The sequence below is a fragment of the Streptomyces sp. NPDC048191 genome, assembly GCF_040652655.1.
GTDB lineage: Bacteria > Actinomycetota > Actinomycetes > Streptomycetales > Streptomycetaceae > Streptomyces.
On record NZ_JBEZMO010000003.1, the window covers coordinates 96,790 to 110,965 of the forward strand.

The 14,176-nt window shown below is 72.6% G+C and carries 12 protein-coding genes and 1 riboswitch; of the genes, 3 read left to right on the forward strand and 9 right to left on the reverse strand.

Annotated features, from left to right (window positions below; translation table 11 throughout):
• Positions 1 to 225 precede the first annotated feature (225 nt).
• Together AB0D93_RS06255 and AB0D93_RS06260 are read right to left on the reverse strand one after the other, a co-directional pair.
• Complete coding sequence (locus AB0D93_RS06255; protein ID WP_362113819.1) at positions 226 to 915, reverse strand: transglycosylase family protein; 690 nt, start codon at positions 913 to 915, stop codon at positions 226 to 228.
• Positions 916 to 919: 4 nt separating this feature from the next.
• Positions 920 to 1,092: riboswitch (cyclic di-AMP (ydaO/yuaA leader) on the reverse strand.
• Between the two features lie 182 nt (positions 1,093 to 1,274).
• Positions 1,275 to 2,333: a transglycosylase family protein gene (locus AB0D93_RS06260; RefSeq protein ID WP_362113822.1), complete on the reverse strand. Its 1,059-nt coding sequence runs from the start codon at positions 2,331 to 2,333 to the stop codon at positions 1,275 to 1,277.
• Positions 2,334 to 2,577: 244 nt separating this feature from the next.
• On the opposite strand from AB0D93_RS06260, the gene AB0D93_RS06265 reads away from it, so the two are divergent.
• Positions 2,578 to 3,309, forward strand: coding sequence for a DUF899 family protein (locus AB0D93_RS06265; protein WP_362113825.1), 732 nt, complete (start codon positions 2,578 to 2,580; stop codon positions 3,307 to 3,309).
• Here the strand turns inward: AB0D93_RS06265 and AB0D93_RS06270 are convergent.
• The 7 genes from AB0D93_RS06270 to AB0D93_RS06300 form a co-directional block, all read right to left on the reverse strand.
• Positions 3,303 to 4,613 (reverse strand): cytochrome P450, encoded by a 1,311-nt coding sequence (locus AB0D93_RS06270; protein ID WP_362113828.1) that lies wholly within the window; start codon positions 4,611 to 4,613, stop codon positions 3,303 to 3,305. The two genes, AB0D93_RS06265 and AB0D93_RS06270, sit on opposite strands and share 7 nt — an antisense overlap.
• A complete protein-coding gene (locus AB0D93_RS06275; protein ID WP_362113831.1) occupies positions 4,610 to 5,671 on the reverse strand; it encodes a nucleoside triphosphate pyrophosphohydrolase in 1,062 nt (353 codons plus the stop codon). The genes AB0D93_RS06270 and AB0D93_RS06275 overlap by 4 nt, the downstream gene beginning before the upstream one ends.
• A gap of 110 nt (positions 5,672 to 5,781) precedes the next feature.
• Positions 5,782 to 6,435, reverse strand: a complete 654-nt coding sequence (locus AB0D93_RS06280) for a SurA N-terminal domain-containing protein (RefSeq protein ID WP_362115056.1) — start codon at positions 6,433 to 6,435, stop codon at positions 5,782 to 5,784.
• A gap of 148 nt (positions 6,436 to 6,583) precedes the next feature.
• Complete coding sequence (locus AB0D93_RS06285) at positions 6,584 to 7,411, reverse strand: glycoside hydrolase domain-containing protein (RefSeq protein ID WP_362113834.1); 828 nt, start codon at positions 7,409 to 7,411, stop codon at positions 6,584 to 6,586.
• Positions 7,412 to 7,489: 78 nt separating this feature from the next.
• Positions 7,490 to 8,983, reverse strand: a complete 1,494-nt coding sequence (locus tag AB0D93_RS06290) for a protein kinase (RefSeq protein ID WP_362115059.1) — start codon at positions 8,981 to 8,983, stop codon at positions 7,490 to 7,492.
• 38 nt (positions 8,984 to 9,021) lie between these two features.
• The gene (locus AB0D93_RS06295) at positions 9,022 to 9,678 is read right to left on the reverse strand and encodes a hypothetical protein (protein WP_362113837.1); all 657 of its coding nucleotides are present in this window, start codon (positions 9,676 to 9,678) and stop codon (positions 9,022 to 9,024) included.
• Positions 9,679 to 9,893: 215 nt separating this feature from the next.
• Positions 9,894 to 12,260 (reverse strand): N-6 DNA methylase, encoded by a 2,367-nt coding sequence (locus AB0D93_RS06300; RefSeq protein ID WP_362113840.1) that lies wholly within the window; start codon positions 12,258 to 12,260, stop codon positions 9,894 to 9,896.
• Between the two features lie 189 nt (positions 12,261 to 12,449).
• Here AB0D93_RS06300 and AB0D93_RS06305 point away from each other — a divergent pair, with 189 nt between their 5' ends.
• Positions 12,450 to 13,151 (forward strand): hypothetical protein, encoded by a 702-nt coding sequence (locus AB0D93_RS06305; protein WP_362113843.1) that lies wholly within the window; start codon positions 12,450 to 12,452, stop codon positions 13,149 to 13,151.
• 246 nt (positions 13,152 to 13,397) lie between these two features.
• Complete coding sequence (locus AB0D93_RS06310) at positions 13,398 to 14,108, forward strand: hypothetical protein (RefSeq protein ID WP_362113846.1); 711 nt, start codon at positions 13,398 to 13,400, stop codon at positions 14,106 to 14,108.
• The last annotated feature ends 68 nt before the right edge of the window (positions 14,109 to 14,176 follow it).

Below are 14,176 nucleotides of genomic sequence, written 5' to 3' on the forward strand. Positions count from 1 at the left end.
CGCAGACGGTACCCATTGTTCATGAGCGGAACAAAGGGGGGTGGGGGTGAAGAGCGGGGAAACGGTAGGGGTGACCGGTGGCGAAAGCAAAGACCCCGCCCCGGCGCGTACGGGGGAACACGCGCCGGGGCGGGGAGCCCGTGGGGACGGGGGGTGGCCCTCACGAGGCCTTCAGCGTGCGGGCCGGGGATGTGAGGGCACTGTGGGTCCGGTCGGAGCCAGGTGTCACTTCAGGTGCAGCTGCTGGCCCGGGTAGATGAGGTTGGCGTCCTCGACGATGTCCTTGTTCAGCTCGAAGAGCTTCTTCCAGCCGCCCTGGACGTGGTGCTTCTCGGCGATGGCGCTGAGGGTGTCGCCCTTGACGACCTTGTACTCGCCGTCGCCCTTCTTGACCTTCTTGCCGGTCGGGGTGGTGACGGTCTTGCTCGCCGAGGGGGCCGTGCGCGTGGTGGAGCGGGTGGCGGCCTGCTGGCCGGTGGAGCGGGTCGTGGTGCCCGACGAGGTGGTCTTCGACGAGGTGGTGGGAGCGGAGCCGTTGTACGCGGCGGAGGACAGGCCCGTGCCGCAGACCGGCCAGGCGCCCTTGCCCTGGCCCGCGAGGACCTTCTCGGCGACGGCTATCTGCTGCGCCTTGGTGGCGAGGTCGGCACGCGAGGCATAGGCGGTGCCGCCGTACGCCGCCCAGGTGGAGTTGGTGAACTGCAGGCCGCCGTAGAAGCCGTTGCCGGTGTTGATGGACCAGTTGCCACCGGACTCGCACTGGGCGACCGCGTCCCACTCGGAGGCGGTGGCGGCGGAGGCGTTGCCGGCCGCCATCAGCGGGGCGGCGACGGCGGCGCCGGTGACACCGGCGAGCGTGATGGCGCGGACGGCCTTGGACGGACGACGGTGCTTGCCCTTGCCGGAGAACAGCATGGATCGATCCCCTCACCGACGCCTGCGAGGTGAGCTGTCGGGTTCGGGCCGGTTGAGTTGCCCGGCCGCACGCTCGCTCTCGCGAGGCGCGGCTTCACCCCAAGCCGGTCCAGCGTCAACCGCTGGGCCCGGCGCTTACCTTGGGTCCCCCGCTCCTGCCTACGGCGCATGACGCGACGACTGTTCCCGGGCAACCGCTGGCAGGATTCGGCGTTGCGACTGCCGGGGCTCGTGGTGACGAGCGGTCCTGACCGTAGACACGCGATCGACGGAATTTCAAAGACGATCAGGGCTTCTGAGACTCATCCCACACTTTCGCCAAACCGGACATCGTTCGCGAAAAGGGGCGTCAACTCTCCCTATTCGGCGTCCTTTTCGCCCTTGACTTTCAGGGTCTGACCGGCGGTGATCTGGTTCGGGTCGGCGCCGATGGCCTTCTTGTTCTGGGCGTAGAGCGCATGCCATCCGCCGTCGACGCCGAGCGCGTCGGCGATGGAGGCGAGGGAGTCGCCCTCGCGCACGGTGTAGGTGTCGGCCGCACCGCCGGCGTGACGCCCGGAGGACGTGGCGTTCTGACCGTTTGTCACGCTTTCGTCCGCACTCTCACCCCGGTGACGTCCACCACTGCTGAGCGCGCCGGTGTCGACCAGGCTCCAAGAACCGCCGCTCTGCGGGGAATTGTCCGAGTCCTCGGTGCCGGGGGTCGTCGCGGGCGAACTGCCGCTCCCCTGCGAGTCCCCGCCGCCGGTCGAGTCCGACTTGTCGGACTTGGGGGTGCTGCTTCCGGTGGAGTCGCCGGTCGCCTCCGGGGTCTTGCCCGCATCCTCACTCCGGCTCGGCGCCGGCGTGGCGCCCGAGTCCGAGGAGGAGCCCGAGGAGTCCGAGCCGGATTCGGCGGCGGAGCCGGACTGGGAACCGGAGCCGGACTGGGACGAATCCGACAGGTCGGACGAGTCCGAGCCGCCGGACGAGCCGGAGACGTCGCCCGAACCGCCGCTGTCGCCGGAGCCGCCGAGGCCCGTGTCGACGTCGACCGAACCGGAGTGGGAGGTCAGCCCGGCGGTCAGCGCGCACATGGCCCACGGCTTGGTGCCCTGGTCGGCGAGCATCTTCTCGGCGACGGCTATCTGCTGGGAACGGCTCGCCTGGTCGGCGCTCTCGGCGTACTGCGTGCCGCCGTACTTGTCCCAGTCGTCCTGCGAGATCTGCAGGCCACCGTAGTAACCGTTTCCGGTGTCGGCGCTCCAGGAACCGCCGCTCTCGCACTCGGCGACCTTGTCCCACGTGGTTCCGTCGGCCGCGCTGGCGCTCGCGGCCCCGAGCAGCGGGATGGCGATGGCGGAGCCGGTCACTCCGGCCGCGACGAGGAGGGCCGGAGCCTGACGGGGGCGACGGTGACGACCGTTCCCGGAGAGCATGCGGAAGCCTTTCGTGCGAGAGCAGAACCGGCGCGGCGAACTGGTACTCCTCGCCACACTGATGGGTGAACGTATCGGCAGACGATCACTTGTCACAAGTTAATGCCGCGTAGATCACGTGAAGATCACAGAGTTGAATGTTCGTCATCTTGCCGTGAGCGGCGGCCGGGACCCCCTCTCACCCGCTGTGTCACCCGTCGGGAACGGCGCCGCCTCACGCGCGGCACACCGGGCGGCCGGAACCATGGCCGATGACACGATCCGGGGGCTTCCCAGCCAGGAGGACACGATGGTGCGGCACACCCGACTGCCCGGCGAGTCCGCGGACTACCTCGCCGCCCGCGAGGAGCTCCGTGACGCCGAGATCGACCTCATGCGGCACCGCGAGAAGGTCGCGGCCCTGCGCAGAGCGCTTCCGCAGGGGGCCGAAGTGGGCGACTACGTCTTCCTCGAGGGCCCCGCCGACCTCGACGCGGGCGACACGCCGGTGCGTGAGGTCTCCCTGGGCGAGCTGTTCACCGGCGGCCCGGACCGGCCGCTGATCGTCTACCACTTCATGTACGGCAAACGGCAGACCGCCCCGTGCCCGATGTGCACCCTGTGGATCGACGGCTTCAACGGGGTCGCCCGCCATGTCGCCCGTAACGCCGACCTCGTCGTCGTCGCGGCCGCCGACCCGGCCACCCTGCGCCGGCACGCCCGCGCACGCGACTGGTCCCGGCTGCGCCTGCTGAGCGCCGGGGACAGCACCTTCAAGTACGACCTCGGCAGCGAGGACGAGGACGGCGCGCAGGACTCCACCGTCTCCGTCTTCACCCGGGAGCCCGACGGTACGGTCCGGCACTTCTACTCCGCCCACCCGCGCATGTCCGAGGACATCGACCAGCGCGGCCTCGACCTCCTCAACCCCGTCTGGCACCTCCTGGACCTCACGCCGGCCGGCCGTGGCGACTGGTTCGCGGGACTGGACTACTGACCGCCGGTGGCCGCCCGGACCGGTGTGAACTCCACCGGCAGGGTGCGCAGGCCCCGCATGATGAGCCCGCCGCGCCATCTCAGGTCGGCCGGATCGGCGGCGAGCCGCAGATCGGGCAGGCGGGTGAGCAGGGTGGCGAGCGCGGTCTGGCCCTCCAGCCGGGCGAGCGGCGCACCGAGGCAGTAGTGGATGCCGTGGCCGTAGCCGAGGTGCTGGTTGTCGCGGCGGGCGAGGTCCAGCACGTCCGGGTCGGCGAACCGCTCCGGGTCCCGGTCGGCCGCCGCGAGCACGACGAGCACCGGGTCCCCGGGCGCGATGTCCTGTCCGCCGACGGTGAGCGGCTCGGTGGCGAACCGCCAGGTGGCCAGCTCCACCGGGCCGTCGTAGCGCAGGAGTTCCTCCACGCCGGTCTCCAGCAGGTCCCGTTCCCCCGCGGCCAGGGAGCGCTGGAGCCCCTCGCGCTGCCCGGGGTGGGTGAGCAGGGCGTAGGTGCCGTTGCCGATCAGGTTGACGGTGGTCTCGAAACCGGCGAACAGCAGGATGAAGGCCATCGCGGCGGCCTCGTTCTCGGTGAGGTGCTCACCGTGGTCGGAGGCGCGGATGAGGCCGGAGATGAGGTCCTCGCCGGGCGCGGGCTCGGCGGGCAGCGCCTCGCGCTTCCTGTGGATCAGCTCGGCGAGGTAGCCGCGCATCTTCTTCACCGACCGGGCGACCCCGCCGCGCGGCCCTCCGCCATGGCGGATCATCATCCCGGCCCAGTCCCGGAAGTCGTCCTGGTCCTCGCGCGGGACGCCGAGCAGGTCGCAGATGGCGTAGATGGGCAGCGGGAAGGCGAACTCGTGGATGAGGTCGGCCGAACCCCTCGCCGCGAACCCGTCGATGAGCCGGTCGGTCAGCTCCTGCACCCGGGGCGCGAACTCGGCCACCCGGCGCGGGGTGAACGCCTTGCTGACCAGGCGGCGCAGCCGGGTGTGGTCCGGCGGGTCGATGTTCAGCAGATGCGTCATCAGCTCCGCCTTGCGCTCACCGGGAATGCCGGTCTTGCCCTTGGCGTGCGCGGGCTCGTCGTGGTGCGCCGGGTTCTTGCTGAGCCGCTGGTCGGCGAGGGCCTGCTTGGCGTCGGCGTACCGGGTGACCAGCCAGGCCTCGACCCCGCTGGGCAGCCGCGTCCGGTGCACGGGCGCATGCTCGCGCAGCCAGGCGTAGGCCGGGTAGGGGTCGGTGGCGAACTCCCAGGTGAAGAGGGCGGGAGCGGAGTCGGCGGCCGGTTCGGGGGCGGCCTGGGGGCGGGGCTGGTCGGTCACTCCTCGACGGTATCCGGATCCCGGTGCGCCTCCGGGTCCCGGTGGTCGCCGGGGGCCGCGCCCAGCGCCTCGGGGGCGACTCCCTCCGCCTCCCGGATGGCGTCCCGGTACGCCCGCGCCGCCGCGCGCAGCGCCGCCTCCGGGTCCACGCCCTCCGCGTCGGCGTGGGCCGCCAGAGCCAGCAGCCGGTAGCCGACGCCCTCGCCCTGCGGGAGCGGAACGTCGAGGCCCGCCGTGCGGGTGCGGGAGGCGAGCTTGGCGGCGAGGGCCAGACCGGGCTGGCCGAGCGGGACGCCCTCGGTGACGGAGGTGCGCCGCTTCTCCTCGGCCTTGGTGCGCAGCCAGTGCTCCTTGACGTCCTCCGGCGTCTCGGCCTTCTCGTCCCCGAAGACGTGCGGGTGGCGGTGGACGAGCTTGGCGACGATGCCGCCGGCCACGTCGTCGACGGAGAACGGCGCGTCCGGGTGCTCCTCGGCGATCCGGGAGTGGAAGACGACCTGGAGCAGGACGTCGCCCAGTTCCTCGCGCAGTTCCTCGCGGTCGCCCGCCTCGATCGCCTCGACCAGTTCGTAGGCCTCCTCGATGCCGTACTTGGCGAGGCCCTCGTGGGTCTGCCGACAGGACCAGGGGCATTCGGCGCGGATGCGGTCCATGACCTGCACGAGGTCCAGCAGGCGGGCACCGGGCAGGTCGTAGGAGGCCGGCAGCAGCTCCAGCTCCGGCATGGCGACGCGGCCGGAGCCGGCCAGCCGGGCCAGGCCGTCGGTGAGCGCGGGCTCCCCCTCTCCGGTGGCCACGACCACCACCGTGTGCCCGCCGGCGCAGGCGTCGACCAGCTCCTGCGCAGTGGGGGACGCCTCCCGCACCGTGATGCCGGCCTCCCGCAGATACGGCAGCTGCGGATGGGCTCCGTCCGCGCACAGCACGGCGTCGGCCGCGCGCAGGGCCTGCCAGGCGGGCCAGGACAGCAGCCCGGGGGCGACGCGGTGGCTGGTGGTGAGCAGGACGATGCGACCGGGGTCGGCGGCGGGGGCGGGGCCGGAGCTGGATGCGTTCACGGTCCGAACGTAACCCACGACGGGAGGGAGCGGATTCGGTTGTCCACAGGGCCGGGAGGATCGTGTGATCGTGTGACCGGAACCCCTCGCGAAGGCGGTCCGGCCGCGCGTTACGCCGACACCGGCTGACCGCCGGACGCGGTCGTGACCTCCCGTACCCAGGGCGTCCTGGCGTCCACACGGCTGCTCTTCTGCACGTCCCAGGTGCCGTAGCGCGGGTTGAGGTCGATGCGCAGTTCCTGGGACGCCTTCGACAGGGCCTTCCAGAAGGCGGGCTGGGTGGTGTCGGTGCCGAGCCGCTGGGCCAGCTTCTGCGCCTCCAGCTGGAGCCGGAGGTTGTCGTCGAGGCGGGCGGGCGCGATGCCGTACTTCTGCAGCCAGGCGGTCTGCAGCCCCTTGGCGCCGCCGGCCTGCTGCTCCAGGCCGGCGCGCATCCGCTCGACCTCCTCGCGGGTGACCGTGATGCCCGCGTCCCGCGCGGCACGGTGCAGCACACGGTCGAGGACCATGTTGTGCAGGGTGTCCCGGGTGAGGCTGCTGGTGGAGGTGAGGACCTGCTGGTACTGGGTCTCGTCCGGCACCGCGGCCCGCTGTGCCCTGCGGACCTCGTCGACCCGGCTCTCCAGCTGGGCGACGGTGATCCGCTGCCCTCCGACGACGGCCGCGGCGCCCGGGTGCGCGTCGTTTCCGCAGGCGGTCAGCAGGGGTGCCGCGGCGGCGATCGCGGCGGTGAGGACGAGCGCGGTGCGACGGCGGCGGTGCAAGGAAACCTCCAAAGGGGAGATTGTGCGACGGTGCACAAAGTCTTGCGGTGATCGATGGTAGGCAGTGGGCAGCCTGTGGCCAACCCATTCGACCAACGATTCGCGCGCGCTTCGGGCACCGCCGCGCCCCGGCCGGCCGGGTACCGGGTCAGCCGGTGATCGCCACCGGCGCGTCCCACGCGTCCCGGTCCACGGTGAGCGCGACCCCGCCGTGCGTCTCCTTGCTGTTCACCATGTACTGGTGGCCGCGGCTGTGGTCGGTGAACTGGGCCGAACCCCACGGCCAGTCCGCGGTCGTGGTGTTCTGCTTGTCCCACAGGGCGTACCAGAGGTTGCCCGGCAGGTCGGTCCTGTCCTTGGCCGTCGCGATCGCCTTGGCGCTGGAGCTGGTGAAGCCGTAGTAGCCGCTGCGGTACGTCTTCGCGCGCAGGCCCTTGTCGAAGGCGCGCACATACGTCAGCACGGCGTCGTTGCACGCCGTGTTCGTGACGTCGTACGCCTCCATGTCGAGGTAGACCGGGCTGCCCGCCTTCATGCCGAGCGCGGAGGCCTTGGCCACGGCGTCGGCGGCGTCCGTGGTGCCGAGGGAGGCGGCCGTGGACGCGGTGATCTTCTCCGGGTTGGCGCCGGACTGGCAGGGCGGCTGGGCGCCGACGTAGATCGGGACGAGCTTCCAGCCCAGGGAGCTGACCGACTTCACCCAGGACGCGGTGAGGTTGGGCTGGGCGCAGCCGCGGTTCCTGCCGCCCACGTAGACGGCCGCGGCGCCGTAGAAGCCGGTGTGCCAGGCCTTCATCGCGGACAGCGAGGGCGCGGTGCAGGTGTCGAACGCGCGCCCGGTGAAGGTCTTCTGGGCCGGCCAGGTGGTGGCGGCCATGGAGGTCTGGGCGGCGATTCCGGCGCCGGCGACGACCGCCGCCCCGGCCACCGCCCATGTGAGGTATCTGCGCTTCTTCGACTGCCGATGGCCGGCCATGAGTCCACCCCTGGTGCGTGTTCCGATGTCGATGCCGTGCCACGGGAGTTCACAGCGAGCTCCCGGGCAACGGCATATTTAACCGCGCACCTGTCCGAGCCACTGCAGGGTGCGCCGGATCTCCAGGGCCATCGGGTGGCCGGGGCCGTGCAGCCGCTCCACGTCCATCAGCAGCCGCGCCAGGGTGTCGTGGGCGGACGGCCGGTCGCCGAGGGCGAGCAGCAGATGGCCGACGCGCCGGCGGACCTCGTGGGCGAGCTGCGGGTCGCCGGAGACGTACTGGTTCTCGTAGTACGGCAGCAGCGCGCGGTACTCGGCGAGCGCGGCCGCCGGCTGGCCCAGCTGCTCCAGGCACTGCGCGGCCTCGTACCGGTAGCGCAGGGACTGCGGGTCGGCCTGACCGGCCTCGGCGGCGCGTTCGTCGGCGAGCCGGCGTAGTTCGGGCAGCGCGCGCCGGTACTGGCCGTCGTCCATGAGCGTGGCCGCGTACTGCTTGCGCAGGGTGCGCACGACCGGGGAGTGCTCGCCGTGCTGCTCGGCCGCGGCGGGCAGGATCGCGCCAAGGATGTCCACGGCCTGGGTGATGCGCCCCTCCCCCAGCAGCCGCTTGACCTCGTCCACGGCCGCGGCGACATCGGGCTTCTCGGCCACCGGTGGCGCCGGCGTGACGGGGGCGGGCTGGGGCGCGGGGGTCCGCGCGCGGTCCGGCCAGGGGGCGTGCGGGCGCAGGAAGGGGCGGGTGGGGTCCAAGGGCGCCCCGGTGGGTGTCCCGCGCGCGGGCAGCAGCGCCGCCAGGTCCTCGTACACCTCCTGCGCGGACGCCGGCCGGTGCTGCGGGTCCTTGGCGAGCAGCCGCAGCACCAGCGTCTCCAGCGCCTCGGGGACCTCGGAGCGGATACGGCGGACGGGCAGCGGGGGCTCGTACAGGTGCCGGTGCAGCACGCCGAGCGCCGTGGAACCCGCGAACGGCACGTCACCACTGAGCAGTTCGTGCATCAGCACACCGAGTGCGTACAGGTCGGTGTACGGGCCGACCGCGCCGCCCATCGCCTGCTCCGGCGCCATGTAGGCGGGCGAGCCGATCGGGGAGCCGGTGTGGGTGAGGCGGGTGGTGTCGCTGTCCATGACGGACGCCACGCCGAGGTCGAGCACGGTGACCGTGCCGTCCTGCTTCACCATCACGTTGCGCGGCTTGAGGTCACGGTGCACGATCGGCACGGCGTGCACGGCGCTGAGCACGGCGCACAGTTGCGCGGCGACCGCGACCGCCCACTGCCACGGGTACGGGTCGTGCTCGGCGAGATGGTCGGACAGGTCGGCGCCGTCGACGTACTGCATGACGAGGAACAGTTCCTCGCCCTCGCTGCCCGCGTCGTGCACGGTCACCAGGCCGGGATGGTCGACCTGAGCGGTCACCCGGCACTCGCGCAGGAACCGGCGGCGCAGCTCGTCCGCCTCCTGGCCCGCCACCTTGTCGGGGCGTAGCAGCTTCACCGCCACGCGCCGGTCGAGCCGCCGGTCGTACGCCGTCCACACCTGGCCCATGCCGCCCTGTCCGATGAGCGTGGACAGTTCGTACCGGCCGGCGACGACACGTCCTGTCGCCACGCTCACCTTCCGCCCTCATGGATGTCCGGTCTGCCGTCCTGCTTGCGCAGGTAGTCGCTCAGCTCGTCCAGCTCGGCGCGGACCTGGTCGATGTGGCTGGGCGCCGGGCGCTGCGGCGGCGGGGTGGCCGGCGGCTGGGGCACGGGGGCGTGCGGCATCGGGGGCGGGGTGTGCGGGGCGACGGGGGACGGCGGGAACGGCGTGTCGCGGCCCGCCCGGCCGATCGGCACGGTCGGGACGCTCGCCGCCGGGTACGGGTTCGCGGGGCCCGGGTAGGCGTACCCGCCCTGCCCCCGCTGCGCCGCCCACGCCTGCTGGCGCCGCGTGTAGTGGCGGATCTCCGCCGTGAGGTAGTACACGGTCGTGGCCAGCAGCGTGCCGAGCAGCAGGATCATGGCGAAGTTGCCGGCCGGGGTGGTTATCTCGTCGCCCGGTTCCATCGCCAGCAGCGTGATGGTGAGGATGTTGGAGGCCAGCGCCGCGATGAACAGGCCCCAGTCCAGCGACCGGCGCGTGACGGCCGCCAGCCGCAGCATCATCGCCCACGCCAGGAAACCGATGCTGAACAACCCGATCGCCACGAACAGCACACGCAGCACGACCAGCCACGCGGTGTGCGGCGGCTGCTTCACCGGCTGTCCGTAGCCGTGGCCTTGCATGACTGCTCCTGATGCCTGAAGTGGGCGTACGTGTCCGCCCGGCGCTCCAAGGGTCGGGCAACGCCGGTCGTGCGATTGTCGCTTCGAGCATATGGCCCGGCACGGACAAGCGTCCCGGTTGTACCGAACCGTTGTCCGGCCCACACCGGCGATCCACCGGCGAACGGCCGCCGGTCAGCGGCCGGTCACCACCCCGACGGCCTTCGGCGGGGCGCTCAGCCGGGAGCCACCGTGCCGTCGGTGAGGCCGTCGTACATCCCGCGCACGAGCTGTTCCCCGAGCCGGCTCGCGTGGCGCAGTGCCCGCTCGAACTCGTCGAGTGCGCGGAAGCGGGCACCGTAGCGCCGCTGCTCGTCCAGCGGGAGCCGGGGCAGCTGCAGACGGCGCACGTCCAGCCGGGTCGCGGTGGAGGCGTAACTGCTGGCCTGCCGGTTGTTGGCGGTGCCGCGCAGGAAACCGGCGAGGAACCACGGGTCGAGCGCCGCGCGATCGGGGCGCAGCAGCACGAGATTGCGCCCCAGGGCGGCGCCCCCCGTCGTGCCGTCGATCACACGGGCCACCGAGCCCCCGCCCAGCACCGGTACGACGATGTCACCCGGCTCGGTCAGCACCGCCTCCTCCTCGCTCTCGGGCAGCGTCCCGGAGGGCGCGGTGCCGGCGAGGACGTCGTGGTCGGTGAGGACCGGCACGCGCGCGCGGCCGCCGCTACCGCCGGTGCGCATCAGCAGCGCGCCCCCGCGCGCGAGTTCGCCGATGGTGGTGAGCGGCCAGCGCGCGCCCGGTGCGGGATCGGCGGGCGGCGGTGTGAGGTCGGCGGTCAGGCGCAGGGTCGCGCCGAGGCGCTCGCGCACCTCCGTGAGCTGCTCCGCGCCGTCGGCGACGGAGGCAGGCGGCAGATGACGGGCGGGGGCGAGGTCCACGTCGTCGTCGAGGAGTTCGATGACCGGCACGGAACGGGCGAGCCCGGGCCGCTCCTCCAGCCGCCCCGCCCGCTCGAAGGTGCGCCAGGCGTCCAGCACGGCCTCCCGCACCGCAGCCCAGTCCGGACCGCCGCGCCCCTCCCCGGCGAACCTCCCCGTGTCCGCGAGCAGCACCTCGGGCGCGGCCGGCGCCCGGTCCGGCCTGCGCAGCACCCACACGTGCAGCGGGATGTTGTACGGCGGCGCGGCCCCGACCGGCAGCGCGACCACGGCCCTGAGCGCGCCCCGGCGCAGCAGGTCGGCACGGATCCGGCGCCCGGACCGGCGGGAGGCGGCGGCCGGCGGCATGAGCAGCACCGCGAACCCGCCGTCGGCCAGCCGGGCCAGCGCGTGCTGCACCCAGGCCAGTTCGGACTCGGTGCGGGCCGGGAAGCCGTACTCCCAGCGGGCGTCGTACGCGAGTTCGTCGTGCCCCCAGTTGCGCTCGTTGAAGGGCGGATGGCACAGCACCGCGTCGGCGCGCAGCTCCGGGTGGGCGTCGGCGCGCAGCGTGTCACCGGCGGCGCCGCGCACGGTGGCCCGGGAGTGCAGCGCGAGCCGCAGCACGGTCAGCGCGGCCAGGTCGGGTGCGCTGTCCTGGGCGTACAGCTCCTGGCCGGGCCGGGTGTCGACGGCCCGCAGCAGGGCGCCGGTGCCACAGGCGGGGTCCAGGACGGTGCGGACCGGCCCGGCGAGGTCGGCCATGAGACCGGCGAGGTCGGCGGGGGTGAGCGTGTACTGGCGGGGGTTGGCGTCGAGGTGCCGGCCCAGCAGGAACTCGAAGGCCTGCCGCGCCCCGATCTCGGCGGCCAGCTCCGCCGCGCCGCGCAGGAGCGGTGCGGAGGGGAGGAGTTGGGGGCCGGTGGGGATGCGGAGGGCCGGGGTGTGCGGGGTGGGGCCGGGGGTGCGGGGAGTGGAGGTGCGGGGCTTCGGGGCGGCGGGGGTCGAGGTGCCGGGCGTAGTGGGCTGAGGGGGCGTGCCGTGAACGGCGGGGGTGGTGTGAACAGCCGGTGGGGAGTTCACGGGCTGCCCAGCCGGTGAGGCGTTCACGTCGGGGGTCGTGAGCGGTGCGTTCACACCGGCGGCCCGGGAGGCCGCGTTCACATCGGCCGGTCCGGGCCCCGCGTTCACACCAGGCACTCCGGATGGCGCGTTCACACCGCCTGCCGTAGCACCCGAGTTCACACCCGGCGACCCCGAGGACGCGTTCACACCAGTACCCCCCGCGCCGCCGAAGCGCGGTGTCAGCACCTGCTCCAGCACACCCGGCAGCACCGCGGCCAGGCGCGCGTCGGAGCCGGCGCTCGCGTCGAGCCAGACGGTGGGGCGCTCATGGATCAGCAGCAGTGCGCACCCCGCGTGCACCAGGGCGGTCAGCGGACCCTCGGGATGTCCGACGAGCTGCTGCCAGACCCGCTCACGCAGCGGGACCTCGGCCAGCTTGCCCTGCTTGCGCAGCCAGCCCTCCACCTCGGCGAGCGCGAAGGACGGGCTGGTCTCGGTGCCGCCCACCGGCTTGGGGAAGTCGGCGTGCCGGCGGCGCCAGTTGCTGACGGCGGCCCGGCCCACTCCGGCGAGCCGCGCGATCCCGGCCGCGGTCACCTCAGTCGCGTTGTCCTGCACCGGCCCCGCTCCCCTCGTCCCATGTGTGCGCCGAGCATACCGGCGCACACAAGATCCATGCATTCACGGGCGTGTACTCAACTCAACCTGTGAACCGTGTTGACTCGGTTCACAGGCTCTGCTCTTATTGACCCAGCGAACGAGCGGCCACCGGAGGGGGCGGCCGCCGCTTTGGGGAGGGGATTCGCCATGGGCACGAAGGCCAAGGTCGCACTGGGCGCCGTCGTGGGGATCGTCGTCATCGGCGCCGTGTCCGCCAACGCCGGCAGCAGCGGCAAGGACAACGGCTCCGGCGGCAGCGACAAGGGCTCTTCCGCCGCCGCCGGGCACACGCCCGGCGGCACCAAGGGCAAGAAGGACGTGGGGAGCGGCCGGGCGGCCGGGGCGAAGAAGGCCGCCATCGCCGGCGACGGCGAGTACCAGGTCGGCTCCGACGTGAAGCCGGGCACGTACCGCACCAGGGGCAACAGCGACGACATGTGCTACTGGGAGCGCGCCAAGGACGCCAAGGGCGAGACCGACTCGCTGCTCGCCAACGACAACGTCACCGGCACGAGTTACGTGACCGTCAAGGCCACCGACAAGATCTTCAAGTCCAGCGGCTGCAAGGACTGGGAGGCCGTCGACCCCAAGGCGAAGGGCACGCCCGCCTCCTCGATGGCCGGCGACGGCGGCATGTACAAGGTCGGCACGGACATCGCGCCGGGCACGTACAAGTCGGTCGGCAACAAGGACGACTCCTGCTACTGGGAGCGCACCAAGGACGCCGAGCACGGGCTGGACTCGATCATCGCCAACAACAACGTGACCGGCACGGCCGTCGTCACCATCAGCCCGGGCGACGCCTACTTCAAGACCACCGGCTGCGGCGACTGGAAGAAGGCGGCCTGAGCCGGCCAGCTCCAGCTGCGGCTCACCCGGCACCGCTCGCCGGCCGCTCACCCCCCACCCCCGAGCGCTCACCGCTCACGGTCACCCCTGAGCGTTCACCGCTCACCGCTCGCACGCACCGCTCACCGAACCTGTCCCCCGGCTCCGGCCGCCCGGGCTCGACCCGCGCGGCCGGAGCCGGTGCCGGACGCCGTACGGCATGCCGTACACATGTCCCCGTAACACCCAGCTCTTCGAAGGACTGTCATGCGCCTCACCCCCCGTGTCGCCACGCTCCTCGCCGTCGCGGCGCTCCCCCTGGCCCTCACCGCCTGCTCCTCCGGCTCCGCCTCCGACACCGGTGGTGCGAGCGCCAAGCCGGCCGGAGCGAAGGACCTGAACGCGGGCCTGCCCACCGGTACGCAGCTGAAGAAGGCGCTCGCGCCCGCGTCGGCCGTACCGGCCGGGTTCACCGCCGAGGCCGACGGCTCCTCGGACAGCGGCGGCCAGTTCCTCTCCCCGTCCGCCAGGAGCACCGCGAAGCCGGACTGCACCCGGCTGGAGAGCACGTCCTGGATCCAGGTGACCGGCTACAAGGGAGGCGTGTCGTTCGCGCAGAACGACTATGTGAACCACGACAAGACCGAGGAGGTCGCCCAGGAGGTCGACGCGTTCCAGGGCGGTACGGCGGCCACGGTGATGAAGGCGATGCAGAGCGTCGCCGGCGCGTGCGCCACCTTCACGGACACCGACGCGCACGCCAAGGTGAAGCTCACGGGCACGTCCACGGCCGGGCTCGGTGACGAGGCCTACACGATGACGCTGACGAGCGGCGCCTGGCAGAACGGCACCACGCTGATAGCGGCCCGCTCCGGCGACTCCGTGGTCACCGTGCTGTCCACGGCGGGCGCCGACAACGGCGCCGCGTCCGCGAAGAAGGTGACGACGACGGTCCTCGCGGCGCTGAAGAAGGCGTGAGGTGAAGCCGGGTGGTCAGGCCTGACCACCCGGCTTTCCCGTGCCACGACCGTTCTCGTCCCAGTGAA

What these genes read in the sequence shown, in the direction of transcription:
- AB0D93_RS06255 (WP_362113819.1), bottom strand. Translation starts at nt 915, where the DNA reads ATGCTGTTCTCCGGCAAGGGCAAGCACCGTCGTCCGTCCAAGGCCGTC.
- AB0D93_RS06260 (WP_362113822.1), bottom strand. Translation starts at nt 2,333, where the DNA reads ATGCTCTCCGGGAACGGTCGTCACCGTCGCCCCCGTCAGGCTCCGGCC.
- AB0D93_RS06265 (WP_362113825.1), top strand. Translation starts at nt 2,578, where the DNA reads ATGGCCGATGACACGATCCGGGGGCTTCCCAGCCAGGAGGACACGATG.
- AB0D93_RS06285 (WP_362113834.1), bottom strand. Translation starts at nt 7,411, where the DNA reads ATGGCCGGCCATCGGCAGTCGAAGAAGCGCAGATACCTCACATGGGCG.
- AB0D93_RS06295 (WP_362113837.1), bottom strand. Translation starts at nt 9,678, where the DNA reads ATGCAAGGCCACGGCTACGGACAGCCGGTGAAGCAGCCGCCGCACACC.
- AB0D93_RS06305 (WP_362113843.1), top strand. Translation starts at nt 12,450, where the DNA reads ATGGGCACGAAGGCCAAGGTCGCACTGGGCGCCGTCGTGGGGATCGTC.
- AB0D93_RS06310 (WP_362113846.1), top strand. Translation starts at nt 13,398, where the DNA reads ATGCGCCTCACCCCCCGTGTCGCCACGCTCCTCGCCGTCGCGGCGCTC.